This is a genomic window from Vreelandella sp. 2A-K22, assembly GCF_054065485.1.
This window is the reverse complement of the sequence record NZ_JBSUGC010000007.1, coordinates 196616-211646: the sequence shown is the minus strand read 5'-3', so window position 1 is coordinate 211646 and position 15031 is coordinate 196616. Positions and strand designations below refer to the sequence as shown.

The following is a 15031-nucleotide window of genomic DNA, read 5'->3' as shown; positions in this document are numbered from 1 at the left end:
CTGCTTACTACTTCGATGCCCGCACCTATTCAGCATGCGCCTTATTGATGGGTATAAGGTGCAGCACACCCACCACCATCGACCCCACCACAAAGCCAATCACCGCTGAGCACAGCGTATTGAAGCTCCAGCCCAGCATGCCACCCAAGGCACCGGTTGCCTCGCTAATGCCTAGCTCAATATGGTGTACCCACTCATAGGGTGCGTTGAACCAACCCGTGCCATCGGCCCCCAGATTGACCATCAGGATATGCCCACCCACCCAGAGCATGGCGACGGTTCCCACCAAAGAGATGGTCGCTAGTACCTTGGGCATGGCAGTCACCAGCCCACGGCCCAGGGTCTGCATTCCCGAACTATCCCGCTGGGCGAGTCTCAGGCCGATATCATCCATCCTGATCAACAGCGCCACTACGCCATACACCAGAAGTGTGATGACAAATGCGACCACCACCAGGCTCACCAGCTGTGACAAGAACCCTTGATGGGAGACCGTGGCCAGCGCGATCACCATGATTTCGGCAGACAGAATCAGGTCGGTGCGAATGGCACCACTCACGATCTTTTTCTCGGCTTCCGGCCCCTTTTCTACCGCTGGTTTGTCGTCGTCATGCTTACCGGAAAGCTTGTGCCAGACCTTCTCCGCGCCCTCAAAGGCCAGGTAGGTGCCGCCCACCATCAGGATGATCGGCAATAGCGCGGGCAAAAAGTGGTTCAGTAGCAGCGCCACCGGCAGGATAAAAATCAGCTTGTTGCGGATCGACCCCAGCGCAATCTGCTTCACAAGCGACAGTTCACGCTCCGCTGTCACCCCCTGCAAATATTGCGGCGTCACTGCCGTATCATCAACCACCACCCCGGCCGCCTTCGCCGTCGCACGCCCAGCGGCGGCACTCACATCGTCCAATGATGCTGCGGACAACTTCGCCAATGCGGCAATGTCATCCAGTAATCCTATCAAACCGCCTATGGCCATGGATGCTTCCTCCGTGAATAACAGATGCAGATAGTAAAGCATACTGCTGCTTGGGAGGGTCGCCTCTTTTGCCCCAAGAGCAGCGCTAACAATGCCTCGCCAGTTTTTTTATCGTCAAGGCATGGGAATCATTACGCTAGCCAGTATCAGCAGAAGGTTTAATTTACTCTCATTTTGATCACTCACAGTGACTAAAATACATTTTTTATAAACCTCCGCCGCCCATAAAATGCTCCCGAATGGCCTTATGCTCTTTGTGTCTGATACGCTAATGGGGTCAGGCACATTACTGAAGCGCAGACCCATGGATTCAAAAAAGTCAGACCACTAAGCCGCAGCAACATTACTTTCCCGTTGTTGCGGCAGCCTGCTTAAACCAACTCCTTACATGTAGGCCGCCGCCAAATCACCTTATTTGCGCGGAGATTTTATCGTGCCTACTCAAAACACTCGGCTGTGGACTTACAGCCTGCCGGTAGCGCTGGTTCTGCTGGCCCCCTTCAATATTCTCGCGTCTCTCGGCATGGACATTGATCTGCCTATTGTGCCCGCTATGCCGGCGATTCTCGGCACAACGCCCGATTACGTTGGCTGCGCTTACAAGCTTAAATCGGTACAAACAGCAGAAGTAGTTAACTCGATACTTGTTTCAGTGGCGATCCGGCCTATGCCTTTCCTCCTCCGATGGTTCAGTCGCTTGCTTGCCGAGTGGCCCAGATGCCGCCGACAAGCGCAGTGACCGTAAGCACTAGTGCGAACAGTGTGGCCCCCGATGCCAATCCCACCGCATCCATCAGATAGCCCGTCGCTACCGGCAGCAAGCCAGCCGGGATGTAGCCACCTATGTTGAGAACTGCGTTGGCTTGCGCGCGATGGCTGTCCGGTACATGCAGGCCGATTAGTGTCAAGCCGCCCAGTTGCCCCAGCCCTTGACCGGCGCCTGCGAGCAGTGCGGACGCGACCAACGCCGGTACCAGCGAGGCATGGATGGCCAACACCAACCCAACCATCGACAGCAACGTCGCCGCTGCACTCGCGGCGAAGGTGCGGCGTATCGGCCAATGCTTTACTGCGAACTGCACGCCGGTGGCGGTCAGGAACATCGCGCATGCCATTCCACCGGCCAGCAGTGGACTGCGCACGTCCAGCAGATGTGACAGCAGCGAAGGCCCCAGCGCCAATACGAAAGACGTGGCGGTGATGCCGGGACCGAAGGTGACAATGCCGCAAGCGACCTGGCGACGGTTGGCCTGCGGCACCGTGGGCAGCCGCAGCCGTGCGGGGCCAGACGTGATCGGACGGCGTAACGGCAACCACCACACGATGCCCAATGCACTGAGCAGTACCAGTGCTTCGATGCTGAAAATCGGGAGCACCGGCTGCGCCAGACTTTGTGCAAGCCCCCCAGACAGCAAAGGCCCAAGCCCAGCGCCCAGCACCATCGCAACCGAAGCCAAGAGCGCCGCCAGTCGCTTGTGTTCGGAGCCGCCCACATCAACCACCGCAGCCATGCCCGCCGATACGATCACGCCCACGGCGATCCCGGCCAAGAACCTGCCGATCGCCAGCATCATGATCGAGGTGGCTGAAGCGAACAGCAAACACGCCACCAAGGCCGCCAACAGCCCTGGGATAAGGATGATCTTGCGCCCGTAGCGATCGGATAGCTGACCAGCGATCAGCAGCGTCCCCAGCAAACCCGCGATGTAGAGCGCAAAGATGACCGTCAGCACGCCTGACGAAAACCCAAGCTGCTGCTGCCAATGTACATATAGCGGCGTTGGCGAATTGGACAGCATGAATACAGCCGTCACCACCCAGGCGGCGGCCCAGAGGCCAGTTGGTGCAGGTGTAGCTTTCATTGGGAAGCCCTCTCACCTTTCCGCACATAAGCGCGATACTTCAAGGCACTGGCGGCCAATTGCTGGTCGTCGATATCGCCCACGGCATCGATGGACATAACACTCTCCTGTACGATATTTATCGAACTAAATCATAGTACGATAAAATACGTACAGCAACAAAGCTTAGTACTGATATTGACCCACTGACCCAGTTCGCTCTCGGAAGCACCGTCGCGACGCTTGCCATACCTGCCCGTCATCAATGGGCAGCACTGCTGGCCAGAGCGTTGGTGGGAACACTGCCGAACCTCGATACGCTGCCACTGATGCTGATCGACAATCCGGTCGCCATTGACTGACCGTGAACCGATACAGCTTCACGCCCATGCCTCCGATACCGAAGCGCACTATCAAGACTCTGGGCACGAATGTGGGACAAACCTATTCGATAAATCTCGTATAATTGCTACAATCAATCCATGAGCACTGTCAGAAAAACCGAATCGATTGCGGTTGGCGGCGAACCCGCCGACCTGCCCGCCCCATTGCCGGAGCCGGCTATTGCAGACCTGCGCCTTGAGGCCATCTTTGGCGCACTGTCCGATCCCCTGCGCCTGACCATCGTGCGCAAGCTGATGCTGGAAGCGCAGGAATACGATCATCCATGCGGCTGGTTCGGGTTCGACCGCCCCAAATCATCGCTGACCCACCACTTCAAGGCACTGCGCGAAGCGGGGGTGATCCGCCAACGGCAGTATGGGCTGGAGCGACGCAGCCGGCTACGCAGCGAAGACCTCGAAGCGCGCTTTCCGGGACTACTTGCTCTGGTAGCCAGTTGGCAGCCTCCATCTAGCAATAAACATCAGTAGCCAATCCCGATATTCCAGTAGCTTATGCGCAGTGACGGCTCCGCCGTCACGCCCTTAAAATGCGCCTGAAAAATGCCTTCAAAGTTCTTAGGTATCTGCGGTTCAGGAATTTCCCAGGCGGGTTTTGGACTACACGTCAGGTAAACCAGGAAGGTGTACCCCTTGGTAACGTAATCTGATAAATCGAATGCAAACGTCCACCGGGCACCAGAACGCGTTTACCACTGCCGAGCTCTACCTCACCCAACGATAAGCGGCGCAACCACGCATGCTGGTAACGATCTGCCAGGGCAAGAAACAGCCGCTTGGCCTTTATGCTGTTGCAATGGCGTAGCAATCCCGTTACGCGCTTAAGGCTTAGTATTGCTAAGTTTTGACTGTCACTTCTGACAGGTTACATATAGAGGTCAATAAATTATTCTCAAAAAAAGCTCTCAGCTATACAGATAAAACCAGTTTCGGATCGGAAGGTAGTATGGGAATTGATATCAGTGCTAAACGACCTGACATGTTGCAAGTTATCGATGAGATTCTTTGTTTCAACCCAAGTTAGGTTATTTTTATTGACGACATTAATCGTGTTACAGAGACTTGCAAGTCTATTAGTTCTGGATTTATCGGCGCACCTGCATCCATGAATCATAATTTTCAACTTGCGGGATGCAACGCACTGGCGTCAAGCACGTAGTCAAATATAGATAAAAATCACATCTTTTCCATCGATAAGATGTTAACTGGAGGTACGCTTTGGTCATGACAAAAGACAAGTTAACCATTATTGCAATTCCCATTATTTGTGGCCTCACGGCCGCAAATATGTATTACATCCAGCCTTTATTTTTAATGATATCTGAATCTCTAGGAATTACCTATGTACAAAGCACCAATCTATTCACAGCACAACTGATAGGAAATGTTCTATCATTAATCTTATTTATTCCTGTTGCTGATGTAATAGATAGAAGAAAAATCATTGCTGCCCTCTATATATGTCTCTGTACAGGCTTGTTTTTGGTCTATTTCTCGACTAATTTCAACATACTCCTTGGAGGATATGCGCTCATAGGAGTGGGCGCATCTTCTGTTCCTTTGATAATTGCTTTTTATAACAAAGAGAAAAAACATGAGAATATCATTGGATATATTATGGGAGGTGTTCTTCTTGGTATTATTGGATCTAGATTCGCATCGGGAATTTTATCAAATTTCTTAGGTTGGCGTGGCATTTATATAATTTCTTTTTTTCTTATGCTTTTGGGGGCAAGCTTTGTTCTTAAAAACATGAATCCTAATAGTGAGAATAAAGAAAAGAATATTGGTTACTTGAATGTCATACGCAGAAATATTATGGCAACTTTAGAAGATAGAAGCGTCCGACTATATTGTTTCTATGGCTTTGCAACGATGTTTTCATTTACAGCCTTCTGGACTAATATTGCGACTTACCTTGACCAGTCACTCGACTTCTCTACAACAGAAATCGCCTTATTCTCTCTTCTGGGGGTATTAGGAGCACTTGTTGCCATTTACGCGCCTGTTATAACTGGATCGATATTCAAGACAAGCCTCCGACTTTTCATGACTGGAATTGCACTATTGGCATGCGCGATAGCACTGCCAAACAATTTAATTTGGCTAGGAGGATTCACTGCACTGTTTGATGCATTAATACAGCTCATTCATGTATCAAACCAAAAGAAATTATATTCTAGAAGCAATGGAAAGGAGGCACAAGCAGCTAGTAACTATATGACCTTTTTCATGTTGGGCGGTGCCGTAGGTGGATTCACCTCGTCGATTGTATACACAACTAGCAGTTGGAATGGCGTTTTGACAATGTGCTTAGGGCTATTTCTACTGATGGCAATTATTGAAAGGAAAAAGCATGCCGAATATTAAACCCAACTGACTTATAAGGTAGGCTTAAAAGGTGGATGGTAACCTCTTTTATCATCGATACATTTCTGCAAAAAAATAATTTCAAGCAGCCATCCACTATGGGTGAAAGCACCCGTGCTTCTACAAAGCTATTCAACGGTTCTGTCGAGCAACCCCGATAGATCTACCTGAAGGAACAAACAGTAGAGTTAAGCACACTCGATGGCCTACCGCTTCCAGCATCTGCCGTGTCGGCGTGCGGCTTGATGCCCGTATTACCGAAGATATGACGATTTAGGCACTCGATGAACGCAATATCACTCACCTCGCGCTCTTGAATTTAGAATGTAGCTAGGCTTCCTTGAAAAACACCTAGGTTACCGGTATATTAATTTATGTTAGGCTTATATTAAAAGATATGGTCGGTACCATTAAATCAGCTAAGATATCTATGGTGAAACCTCATGGTAGATAGTTGCAGCAGGCTAGGCCTCATGCTCAAGTCGTATTTAATGAATTTTGGTGAGGATCGATACTCGCTATTAACTATCCGAAACGGGATGGAAATTGATTTAGAAACCAGCCTTCCAGAAGAGTGGAAGACTGAATTTCTAAATAGGAAAATGTATATTAAAAGCGACATAGTTAAAGAAGCGAAGCATCACATAACGCCTTTCAAGTGGTCACCAGAAGAGTACTACGACTCAGACATTACCTATCTTACAAAAACATATAACATATCTCTCGGAATCTCTTTCTCTATAAACACCTGGAACTCCAAGACTATTTTAACTATCTATACTAACAACTCCGAATCTCAATTAAATAAAAATTTTGATGATATGGCGAAGCTGCATTTATACAACCTTTTAAGTATTTTTGAGAAGAACCAAGAGACACCTGACTATAAAGAGCTGACTCTACGAGAACTAGAAGTCGCCAACCTTCTTAAGTTTGGAAAAACATACAACGAAATCAGCATCATACTGGACTTATCTGAGCGAACAGTTAGATTCCATACCAATAATATAGTTGAAAAGATGAATGTCTATACCGTTAAGCACGCATTGTTTAAGGCCACATCGATGGGGCTGATATAAGGGGAATGCTCCAAGAATGGAGATCACTTAATGGGACTGCTTGCAGACCTCAGCAAGACTTTGAGCAATTATTAGTGTAGCGTTTATCCCAAGTGCTCATCTAAGTCCCTCGGTACCGTGATCTGATAAATCGGGTGCAAACGTCTGTACACCGGGCGCCAGAATTCGCTTACCACTACCGAGTTGCAACGGCGCAGTGACGCTGTCACGCGCTTTGGACTCAGTGTTGTCAACCTCTTGTCTGCATAAGCGTAATAGCTGAGTAGACGCGCTGACATCGTACAAATCCAATATAGCGCTACGATCTAGTACAAACGCACAGAGCAACGCTAAACGAATACTATAGTTTGTAGCCCTATAGTGCACAATCGACTGTCATCTTAGTTTTGGAGGGAAGACCATTGGTGGCAGAAAAGTACTCATTGGCGAAGGCATTGAAGACAGTCAGAAAGGCGCGCGGCTTAAGCCAGGAAGACTTCTCCGACGTGTCCAGCCGTACCTATCTGAGCACCCTGGAACGTGACCTAAAAAGCCCGACTCTCAGTAAGTTGGCCGAGTTGTGCAAGGTGATGGAGGTGCATCCGCTCACGTTGCTGACGCTGGCTTACAGTGATGGCAATGAGAAGCAGGTCGAAGAGTTGCTAGCGCAGGTGCGCCAGGAATTAAAAGAGATTACTGGAGATTAACCTGAGTAACTATACGAACTCTACCAAATGGACTGATCAAGCAATGGGCCTGCTCAGGTCGATCGCCAGCAATCGCTGCAGCGATTTTTCTGGTACAGGCGTAGTTTTTTACAGCGACCTGTCGAAACTGCCCCACTTGCAGCTGACCACAGGGTGTTATGAACCGAACGTAACTCAGCTCGGTGACCATGACATTGCATCTGCGCTGACTTCAGTCTCGACAATGTGCAGTCCTTTCCATGATGGCTTTCACTTCATTGATATGTGCTCATGGCAGATGACTCACGTATCACAATTCATCTCCCCACCTATTCCACACGACGCTGCGCTACGATTTCATGGCACCGGCGCTAGATTAATGGCCGCTATTCTGGCCTCGCTTCTTCCCGGTATTACATTTGTCGGCCTTGTGTCGCAGGGAGGCCAAGTCCACTTATTTTGTGATGGCGTAGATATCGCAGGAGAGAATTAAGAGATGGCAAACGTCGCCTTGTCTACCGAGGAGTTCAAGAAGGCACTACTCTTCGTGTCCCTCACGACCATCGCTATTGTTGGTCTTGTTGGATCAGTGCGTCACGTCGGGTTTGGGGACAATGGAATTCATGCTCTAATGCTAGGACTTGGGTCTGGTGTTAGCTGGGCTATTGCGGTTTCTATCTGGGCCTTTCGACGTCCATGGACAACGAAGTGGCTCGCGCGTTGGACCGGCCGCCCCATCATCCACGGGGTCTGGTTCGGCCATCTTCGTACCAACTATGGTGCAAATAATGACAGAGACTCAAAAGCCATTCCCATTGCATTCGTAATCAAACAAACTTACCTAGGATACTCCCTCCTCTCGTACACAGAGCATCAGGACAGTCAGACTTTGATAGAATCGTTGTCTGTTGATGATCGACATAATACGATCCATCTGCGATACATTTATGAGTTCTATATCAGGAAGCCCGACGAGCGCAAACTGACTACCGGCGCGGCAGAGCTAAAGTTGATTGAGGATGGGGAGCGACTGTTCGGACACTATCTGACCAACTCTCCCACACAAGGATTCGCAGATCTCGTCTTAGTTCAAAGGGCGTGCCACGGCATAGACACTTTTGGTGCAGTGCAAAAACTTTACCAGGAGAAGTTTCCAACGTAAGCCTTGCCAAACACTAATTATCGTATAATGCAGTAAAAAAGGGGCCGCCCCCACTGACTCAGACGCTGCCACGCTCGGCAAACAGGCCCTCATGGGCCGGAGGCGTCAGAGATCAAAGCCAGATGGCCGTGATTCGGTACGAGCGGGGTGCAGACCAACGGCCCGACGGCAGAACGCCGGAATAGCATTAGCCTGATTGGTCGCTACTCCAAAGGAGTAAACACCGAGCCGCATTCTGAACTCGACACTAATTCAATATATAGAGACTTTCGCCCAACGATGACAGCAAGCATTGGTCGCTTGTCCCGACGCTTCACTGATAAGCGGTTCCATTCCGATCTGTCCAGACAAGAAGGATAAGGGTGGTCTTGCGGATGGGTGTGCCATTCGCCTAAGTAGCGTACAGTTCCCTGACTAGCAGTCCATTGAGACAAGGCGATAGCTTCGTGACCAAATGGCATTCGTTCGAACAGGCAGCGAAACCGTCTGTCCCATGCAGTGGGCGCCGTTGCTTGCTCAATGAGCATATGGGCTCCATGAACCGAGCCAAGCAGAATCCCTCCTGCTTCGCAGTCGGTATCACAGACCTGAACATGCTGACAGAATATATCTAGCGTAGGCTCCGAAAAATGCAGCAGTATCCTCTTATCATCAGCTCTCCAAGAACTCATGAACTGCATAGGGGGCACTCCCAATCCCGCAGTGGATCGCAATCGGGTGTGGCAAGCTGCTGGGAGCTATCGATCAACCTAGTCCGTAACGCGGGAGAATAGACTCCGTTGACCCAGTCCAGTGCCATTTCAGCGCCCAGACTTGCCGCATGCACCGACACCGATGCGGGGAATGGCACATACAAGCCCTCGCATCCATGCCCCTCCAGAATGGAAGGAAGAGGATCAACGGTGGAACGTAGTTCCTCCCTTCCATTACTATGCCATAGACATCGGTAGCACGCGCCGGAGGCGTTCATTCTTAGGAGCGCACGAACAGCGGTTCCCGGCCCCTCGATCCAGACCGAAAGCATGGGCGTCGGTGACGGATAGCGGCCGCACAGCCAATGTCCGAGGGCTTCCTCCCCGGTGGCATCTATAAGCAGGTCCAGCTCTCCCAATTGAGCCTGCCTGACATCCACAGGCAGAGCACGAATCTCGGCACCTGGGGCCAAACGCTTGAGTTCTTTCGCCATGGCCTCAGCTTTGTTCAACAGTAAGTCCGGAAACCCCAGGCGATGACGCCCAATGTTTTGCGGGAGAAGGTAATCGAAATCCACCAACGTAAGTTTGCCGCCGCATGTCCCCGCACCGGCCTTTACCAGCATGTCTGACAGATAGCCGCCGATCGTGCCGCATCCAATGATGACGACGTTCTTCCCTGCAAGGGTCTTTGAATTCGGTATGTTCCGTTGGGCAAGATATCGATCGTCAATTCTGACAACTGAGATGGGCATCACCTTCAACCCATAGCTCGAATCCCGGCCACCCGAGAGCTTGCTCTTTTGGTCAGGACGTTGGCGGTCATAGAGAACCACAAAACCATACGTCATCAATGGTGACTCGATAACGATCAGAGCGCCGCCAGCCTTCTTCCTTTTCCCCTCTTTGATACGCTTGTGAATCTTGCGCCGACATCTAGAGTCAAGGGTACTTTGCCAGGCCAGGATATCCCCAACTGTTTCAGGAGGCCAATGACTGGTCAGAGGGCGAGGTTGAGCATCAGTTCTTATCCGATACGTCAGAACCGAGTCATCAGTAATTTGATAACCGAGCGACTTTATCTTCTCAGTTGTGCGATTTTCGTTGTCGGTGATGAACCACAAAGAAGTCTCATTGGCTTGCGCTACTATACAATGCTGTTGCCCTAGGTTTTCTCCCTGAATGTCCACAAGACAAGGCCAGCCACCCCAATACGCAAAGAACTCTTCAGTGAGATCTTCGATCATTTCTCCCTTCAAGATTTGCCTAAACACGACGGATGCTCGCTGCAGGCATGCCAGTGACTGCCCGACAGGGTCGTGGATGTTTAGGATGACAGTGCCCTTGTCGAGATAACAAAGCTCACCACCTGGGCCAAGATGAGGAACAGTTGCGGGAAGCTCTGGGGGAATTTCCAGAAGTCGGATGCGAGGCAAATCGATAAACGTGGGATCGAGCTGAACTTCACACCGATAGCCCTTATCGATTTGGGTTAGAGCCAAATTCCCGTGCAACCTGAACCAACCGTCAGCCGTTTTGCCAACGAACTCGAAGCTTCGTTGCTTGAAGGCCTCAATTACGTCTGCGACCGTTACGGTATTGTTCATCCTGCTTTTGTTCGTCCAACAAGTTCGCTCGGCCCGGCGGAGGCGGGAGCTGCGGCAATAGTTGCAGCAACGGATACCACCTTGACCCGATTCGGCTCATTCGGAAAGCGCGGGCCGAATTCACCACGCATCCAGATGCAGGCCTGTGAAGGGCTGCCAGCGTCGGTGGCACCTCGAAGCACCTTCTCAAATTCTTCGAATGCCTTAGCCGCATCTTCAACACCCGCTTGTCCAAGTCGCTCAGTGAGAGATTCGGACTCTTCCACAGGATTATTCACTCCCCCACGCAATCGGGCTGGCAGAGCCGACACAACATCCAATAGAGCTAGGTCTTCACGCCTATCGCGTTTCTCAAAGAGTGGGGCTGCGGCTGCCATCAGCAGGATTGAGGCAGGGCCTCCGCTGGGCCACCTCCAATCTCGGAAAGCTTTCAGGTAGCGAACCACACGCCGAAACTGCTCACCCTTTGCAGCCACTTCTGCCAAGAACCACTCCTTCACTGGCCTAGGGTCGGAAGACATCCAGTCGCATTCACGATGAGCAAGCAACACCTTGTCAGCGGGAAGCGCTGTCCAGATGTCCTGCTCCGCCATGTTTACAGCTTCTGATATCGAATCGAAGCCACGCTGTTCCATCGACGCCTTTAGAACCGCAAACTCTTCGTCTGGGATGGCATACAGAGGAATATCAATATGGGCATACTCAGCGATAATAATGCGGATGCACGTCGGCTTATCGGTGACAAGCGACCACCGCTTTTCCTCGACCAACGGCTTTAGTGCTTCTTCCACAGCGGCAAAGAATACCGTCGCAGCAGTACTGGGACGCTTCGTCTGTGAAACGAAGCTCATTGGCAGATAGCAGCCATCATCTACATCCGCTTGCTGAGGGCGTTGTGCCGGAGAGTTCAGCGTCTTGTATGCCCACGACCCCTGGGTGAAAAAGCGCGGCTGGGGAACATCATCAGTGTAGCCGCTAGCCCTCAGTACGCGAGGAACGCCGGTACGTAGACAGCTCCTGACATCATTGCGTGCACAGGCGATCTGCGCGCGTTGCTCAGGAGTCAGATCCAACTCGTCGTGCATGCAGGTTTCGTCATCAAGGGTGGTGAAGAAGAGCGGGCTTAGGTTCAGCATGTGGCCTCCGGAGCATTCTTGTTGGGGCCGTGATAGAAAATGGGAGCGCCGGCCTTGTGCGCACGAAACGGTTGGAAAAGAGGATCGCCGAGCGCACGCTGCGCCGCATGGTTGCCGCGATCCTTGAGCGTATTCGTGGCGCCAATGGAAACCCGATCCAGCGCCTTGACGTCCTTGCTTTGATCTGGCGTCGCCTTGTCGTCGATCTGAAAGTAGTTGTTGCCCAACGCCTGCCGTAGCATGTAGTCCACGGATGATTCCTGAGCGGAAATTACCAAATCGAAGAGCCCACCTCGCCACTTGCCGAATCCGCGGTCGAGGCTGGCTCCACCACGAACGGTCGCACCAATGGTCATCGTGCCGATGGCAAGAACTCGAATCAGCGCATTTTGATTCGGCGCCAAGAAAGTCTTGACTTCGTGTAACCCAAATAGGCCCGGAGCATTGCCTACCAGCCCCCCATCTGCGAAGACACCACGATCGTTGCGCGCCAGCGGAAAGTAGACGGGCGCGGCGGCTGTCGCCACCGCCACATCAACGACTCTCATGCGATAATCCAACTCAAAAGACGGATGGTGAGGCGTCTTGAAGAACTGCCCAGCACCTGTTGAGTAGTTAACTGCTGGTACGAGAACTCGATGCTTCAGGTCGCCGATAGTGGTCTCTTTAAAGCGCTCAGTCAGAACTTCCCGCAACCCCGCTGAGCTATGCTTGGCAGTCAGCCAAAATCCCAGAAGGCGCCGTGGAAGGCTACGGCAACCAAAGATTCGACTGCCTTCGTTTTCAAATAGTGCTTTGAGTTCATAGGCCGGAATTTCCGCAGCTAAGCCCAAAGCCAGCATCCCTCCCGCCGATGTGCCGCAAATTAGATCAAAGTGCGAAGCGATAGGACGGCCCAGCGTGGACTCGAGTTCAGAAAGAACCGTAGCCGTGTAAAGGCCTCGATAACCGCCTCCTGATAAGGCGAGCACATGGTAGGTGGGGATGTCAGTCATGGTGTCTTCACCCCCTTGGCGGAAAGGAATCGTTTCCGTGGCTATCCTTGTCACGAATACGACCATCCGGACGATGGATGACAAGTTCAGACTTCTGGCTGCGTGCAATATCTCGCCCTGAGTCTATTGCTTGCTGCTGTGTGACGTGCACAGAGGTCGCCCGCTGGTTGCCAGCACCCTTGACTGCCCAGCCATTTTGATGAGGAACAATGTGCTGATTTTTCCCGGCCATGATAATTCTCCTACAATGTAATCCCAGCCACTAGCTAGGTTGTCAATGGCTGCCCGCTGTAGCACAATACGTTGCCCATACAGACAACAGGCAAGCCAAACCAATTCAACCGTAGGTAAGCATTAAGCCTAGCTCTGTTGTCTGGCTAGACAACAATGTATCAGGACAGATGCGTCGGTGCAACTCCCCCCGCAATATCGCCTTTGGACTCGGCTGGATGTGGGGTGAGTGCAACAGAGAGCTATTGCCTTTTCACGCAACCGCTAGGATCAAAACTCATGCCGCAAACAGGCTTGGGCGTCGCCATCAAGACGCTACGTGAACGCAGAACACTTTCACTACGTGAAATTGCCCAACTGTCATCAGTGGATCATGCATATGTCCACCGACTCGAAACGGGTGAAAAAACGAATCCCTCCTTAGACTTAGTTGAAAAGCTATTGAAAGTTCTCAAGCCGCCGGAAAGGGACGCTGAACTGGTAACTTGGTTGGTTGGCCATGCAGACACTGACCCGAACCTGGTTAAATTTGTGCTACAAGATTCTTCTGTCAGTATCGACGTATTTACAGCTGCAGCTGGAGTTAGGCATCGGGGTAATGCCAGGCCTGATCCCGCAACATTGATTGCCCGAATTAAAAGGGCCTTCGAGGATGACGACGAGGACGATTGAGTATGGACGAGGCAGATGTCAGGCAGAGAGCTCGCTCGTTTGTTGCGAAAGTCGATATTTCCAACATTCGAAAGGATCTTTCCTCCTACGTGACCGCAGCTAATGCCAAGATCAAGAAAGATGAGCTTGGTGAAGGGGAATCCGGCTACACCATTACGAAGCCAAACGGGAAGCACATAATCACGGTGAACTCCCTGGAAACTGATGAGCGCCAGCGATTCACCATCTGTCATGAAATTGCTCATATCGTGCTCGGTCTGGAGTCGAGCCACGAGGAAATCCCGTCCTGGTCATATGCTAAACGACACCCTAACGAAATTGCCTGTGACACGTTCGCCGCTGAACTCCTGATGCCCTATCGACAGTGGCTTTCTGCCGTTCCCAAGACAGAGCCTTCTCTAGAGCTTATTCAGCACATGGCTGATTTATTTGGCACTTCGTTCCCAGCTACTGCGTCGAGGTTTGCTAGCCTCAGCGATTTACCATGCGCTTTCGTTACTATGGAGCTCGGCGCAATACGGTATGCAGCACGCTCTACGCCTTTGAGGCAAGCCGGGGCTTGGATCTCTCCTCGGTCGGGGATCCCGGCTGGCTCGGTGGCTCATCGAATAAGATCCTTCGGGAAAAATCAAACTGATATGGGAGAAATTCCACAGGACGTTTGGTTCGAAAATTGGGAAAAGGGTCTTGATCTTTGCGAACTTTCAAGGCACTACGCTCTCACTGACACCACTATATCGCTGCTATGGTTTGACAGCGATGACATGCCAGAAATTGAGGTGAGCCGTTTCGGCGAACGAGTCGAGGACGATGGTGGTTTACCGGAACTTACAGGTGAACTGCCATGGCCTGGGCGAAGCAGGCGTCGCTAGCAAGACTGCCAAGTGTAGTCGCACATGACTTTCGTTGCCCCTCTATGCATACCGATGACTCTTACCGGCATGAGGCCTCACCTGAACCGGGTGCTTCAAGTCAGCGGAGTGGATCGTGCTTGCATATGGACGTACCGCGGGTGTCAACGCCAATGAAGGTAGCACTAAGGGCCAGCTTCCTAAGCTTTCCAAACTTCCGCGCGCTGGCCACTACCTGTTCTATCATGAGTCTCCGACTACACCGTTTTGTCCAGTACCAACCGTTATTTCAGCGGAGCTTCTGCAGCAGCGTGTACTTGATATACAAAAATCACCTGAAGCCCACTACCTTC

Annotated in this window: 16 protein-coding genes; 8 read left to right on the top strand and 8 right to left on the bottom strand. The window is 51.4% G+C overall.

Annotated elements, in window-relative coordinates:
• Positions 1 to 25: 25 nt before the first annotated feature.
• Positions 26 to 976 carry a DUF808 domain-containing protein gene (locus tag ACW17M_RS11795; RefSeq protein ID WP_457547453.1) on the bottom strand — a complete coding sequence of 317 codons (951 nt, stop codon included), beginning with the start codon at positions 974 to 976 and terminating at the stop codon, positions 26 to 28.
• A gap of 433 nt (positions 977 to 1409) precedes the next feature.
• Between ACW17M_RS11795 and ACW17M_RS11790 the strand changes: the two genes are divergently transcribed.
• A complete protein-coding gene (locus tag ACW17M_RS11790) occupies positions 1410 to 1715 on the top strand; it encodes a hypothetical protein (RefSeq protein ID WP_457547510.1) in 306 nt (101 codons plus the stop codon).
• Here ACW17M_RS11790 and ACW17M_RS11785 read toward each other — a convergent pair.
• Positions 1666 to 2838, bottom strand: coding sequence for an MFS transporter (locus ACW17M_RS11785; RefSeq protein ID WP_457547452.1), 1173 nt, complete (start codon positions 2836 to 2838; stop codon positions 1666 to 1668). The two genes, ACW17M_RS11790 and ACW17M_RS11785, sit on opposite strands and share 50 nt — an antisense overlap.
• Positions 2839 to 3299: 461 nt before the next feature.
• On the opposite strand from ACW17M_RS11785, the gene ACW17M_RS11780 reads away from it, so the two are divergent.
• The gene (locus ACW17M_RS11780; RefSeq protein ID WP_457547451.1) at positions 3300 to 3689 is read left to right on the top strand and encodes an ArsR/SmtB family transcription factor; all 390 of its coding nucleotides are present in this window, start codon (positions 3300 to 3302) and stop codon (positions 3687 to 3689) included.
• Between the two features lie 136 nt (positions 3690 to 3825).
• On the opposite strand, the gene ACW17M_RS11775 is transcribed toward ACW17M_RS11780, so the two are convergent.
• The gene (locus ACW17M_RS11775; protein WP_457547508.1) at positions 3826 to 4053 is read right to left on the bottom strand and encodes a type IV toxin-antitoxin system AbiEi family antitoxin domain-containing protein; all 228 of its coding nucleotides are present in this window, start codon (positions 4051 to 4053) and stop codon (positions 3826 to 3828) included.
• Positions 4054 to 4442: 389 nt separating this feature from the next.
• On the opposite strand from ACW17M_RS11775, the gene ACW17M_RS11770 reads away from it, so the two are divergent.
• The 4 genes from ACW17M_RS11770 (at position 4443) to ACW17M_RS11755 (ending at position 8494) form a co-directional block, all read left to right on the top strand.
• Positions 4443 to 5588 (top strand): MFS transporter, encoded by a 1146-nt coding sequence (locus ACW17M_RS11770; protein WP_457547450.1) that lies wholly within the window; start codon positions 4443 to 4445, stop codon positions 5586 to 5588.
• Between the two features lie 443 nt (positions 5589 to 6031).
• Entirely contained in the window at positions 6032 to 6667 is a 636-nt protein-coding gene (locus ACW17M_RS11765; protein WP_457547449.1) for a LuxR C-terminal-related transcriptional regulator, read from the top strand.
• Positions 6668 to 7071: 404 nt separating this feature from the next.
• Positions 7072 to 7353, top strand: a complete 282-nt coding sequence (locus tag ACW17M_RS11760; protein WP_457547448.1) for a helix-turn-helix domain-containing protein — start codon at positions 7072 to 7074, stop codon at positions 7351 to 7353.
• A gap of 475 nt (positions 7354 to 7828) precedes the next feature.
• Positions 7829 to 8494: a hypothetical protein gene (locus ACW17M_RS11755; protein ID WP_457547447.1), complete on the top strand. Its 666-nt coding sequence runs from the start codon at positions 7829 to 7831 to the stop codon at positions 8492 to 8494.
• 203 nt (positions 8495 to 8697) lie between these two features.
• On the opposite strand, the gene ACW17M_RS11750 is transcribed toward ACW17M_RS11755, so the two are convergent.
• Genes ACW17M_RS11750 through ACW17M_RS11730 form a run of 5 tightly spaced genes read right to left on the bottom strand, consistent with a single transcriptional unit; the run spans position 8698 to position 13156 of the window.
• Positions 8698 to 9165: a Mov34/MPN/PAD-1 family protein gene (locus ACW17M_RS11750; protein ID WP_457547507.1), complete on the bottom strand. Its 468-nt coding sequence runs from the start codon at positions 9163 to 9165 to the stop codon at positions 8698 to 8700.
• Positions 9162 to 10793, bottom strand: a complete 1632-nt coding sequence (locus ACW17M_RS11745; RefSeq protein ID WP_457547446.1) for a ThiF family adenylyltransferase — start codon at positions 10791 to 10793, stop codon at positions 9162 to 9164. Before ACW17M_RS11745 ends, ACW17M_RS11750 begins: the two co-directional genes overlap by 4 nt.
• Positions 10790 to 11929, bottom strand: a complete 1140-nt coding sequence (locus ACW17M_RS11740) for a CBASS cGAMP synthase (protein WP_457547445.1) — start codon at positions 11927 to 11929, stop codon at positions 10790 to 10792. The genes ACW17M_RS11745 and ACW17M_RS11740 overlap by 4 nt, the downstream gene beginning before the upstream one ends.
• Complete coding sequence (locus tag ACW17M_RS11735; RefSeq protein ID WP_457547444.1) at positions 11923 to 12924, bottom strand: CBASS cGAMP-activated phospholipase; 1002 nt, start codon at positions 12922 to 12924, stop codon at positions 11923 to 11925. Before ACW17M_RS11735 ends, ACW17M_RS11740 begins: the two co-directional genes overlap by 7 nt.
• 7 nt (positions 12925 to 12931) lie before the next feature.
• Positions 12932 to 13156, bottom strand: a complete 225-nt coding sequence (locus ACW17M_RS11730; RefSeq protein ID WP_190373926.1) for a DUF2188 domain-containing protein — start codon at positions 13154 to 13156, stop codon at positions 12932 to 12934.
• 278 nt (positions 13157 to 13434) lie between these two features.
• Here ACW17M_RS11730 and ACW17M_RS11725 point away from each other — a divergent pair, with 278 nt between their 5' ends.
• Both ACW17M_RS11725 and ACW17M_RS11720 read left to right on the top strand, forming a co-directional pair.
• Positions 13435 to 13827 carry a helix-turn-helix domain-containing protein gene (locus ACW17M_RS11725; protein WP_190373927.1) on the top strand — a complete coding sequence of 131 codons (393 nt, stop codon included), beginning with the start codon at positions 13435 to 13437 and terminating at the stop codon, positions 13825 to 13827.
• 2 nt (positions 13828 to 13829) lie between these two features.
• Positions 13830 to 14699 carry an ImmA/IrrE family metallo-endopeptidase gene (locus tag ACW17M_RS11720; protein WP_457547443.1) on the top strand — a complete coding sequence of 290 codons (870 nt, stop codon included), beginning with the start codon at positions 13830 to 13832 and terminating at the stop codon, positions 14697 to 14699.
• Positions 14700 to 15031 lie beyond the last annotated feature (332 nt).

Excerpts from the sequence above, each read along its gene's own strand:
- ACW17M_RS11740 (WP_457547445.1), bottom strand. The coding sequence starts at position 11,929 with ATGCTGAACCTAAGCCCGCTCTTCTTCACCACCCTTGATGACGAAACC.
- ACW17M_RS11735 (WP_457547444.1), bottom strand. The coding sequence starts at position 12,924 with ATGACTGACATCCCCACCTACCATGTGCTCGCCTTATCAGGAGGCGGT.
- ACW17M_RS11795 (WP_457547453.1), bottom strand. The coding sequence starts at position 976 with ATGGCCATAGGCGGTTTGATAGGATTACTGGATGACATTGCCGCATTG.
- ACW17M_RS11770 (WP_457547450.1), top strand. The coding sequence starts at position 4,443 with ATGACAAAAGACAAGTTAACCATTATTGCAATTCCCATTATTTGTGGC.
- ACW17M_RS11725 (WP_190373927.1), top strand. The coding sequence starts at position 13,435 with ATGCCGCAAACAGGCTTGGGCGTCGCCATCAAGACGCTACGTGAACGC.
- ACW17M_RS11765 (WP_457547449.1), top strand. The coding sequence starts at position 6,032 with ATGGTAGATAGTTGCAGCAGGCTAGGCCTCATGCTCAAGTCGTATTTA.
- ACW17M_RS11750 (WP_457547507.1), bottom strand. The coding sequence starts at position 9,165 with ATGAGTTCTTGGAGAGCTGATGATAAGAGGATACTGCTGCATTTTTCG.
- ACW17M_RS11720 (WP_457547443.1), top strand. The coding sequence starts at position 13,830 with ATGGACGAGGCAGATGTCAGGCAGAGAGCTCGCTCGTTTGTTGCGAAA.
- ACW17M_RS11755 (WP_457547447.1), top strand. The coding sequence starts at position 7,829 with ATGGCAAACGTCGCCTTGTCTACCGAGGAGTTCAAGAAGGCACTACTC.
- ACW17M_RS11780 (WP_457547451.1), top strand. The coding sequence starts at position 3,300 with ATGAGCACTGTCAGAAAAACCGAATCGATTGCGGTTGGCGGCGAACCC.
- ACW17M_RS11730 (WP_190373926.1), bottom strand. The coding sequence starts at position 13,156 with ATGGCCGGGAAAAATCAGCACATTGTTCCTCATCAAAATGGCTGGGCA.
- ACW17M_RS11745 (WP_457547446.1), bottom strand. The coding sequence starts at position 10,793 with ATGAACAATACCGTAACGGTCGCAGACGTAATTGAGGCCTTCAAGCAA.
- ACW17M_RS11785 (WP_457547452.1), bottom strand. The coding sequence starts at position 2,838 with ATGAAAGCTACACCTGCACCAACTGGCCTCTGGGCCGCCGCCTGGGTG.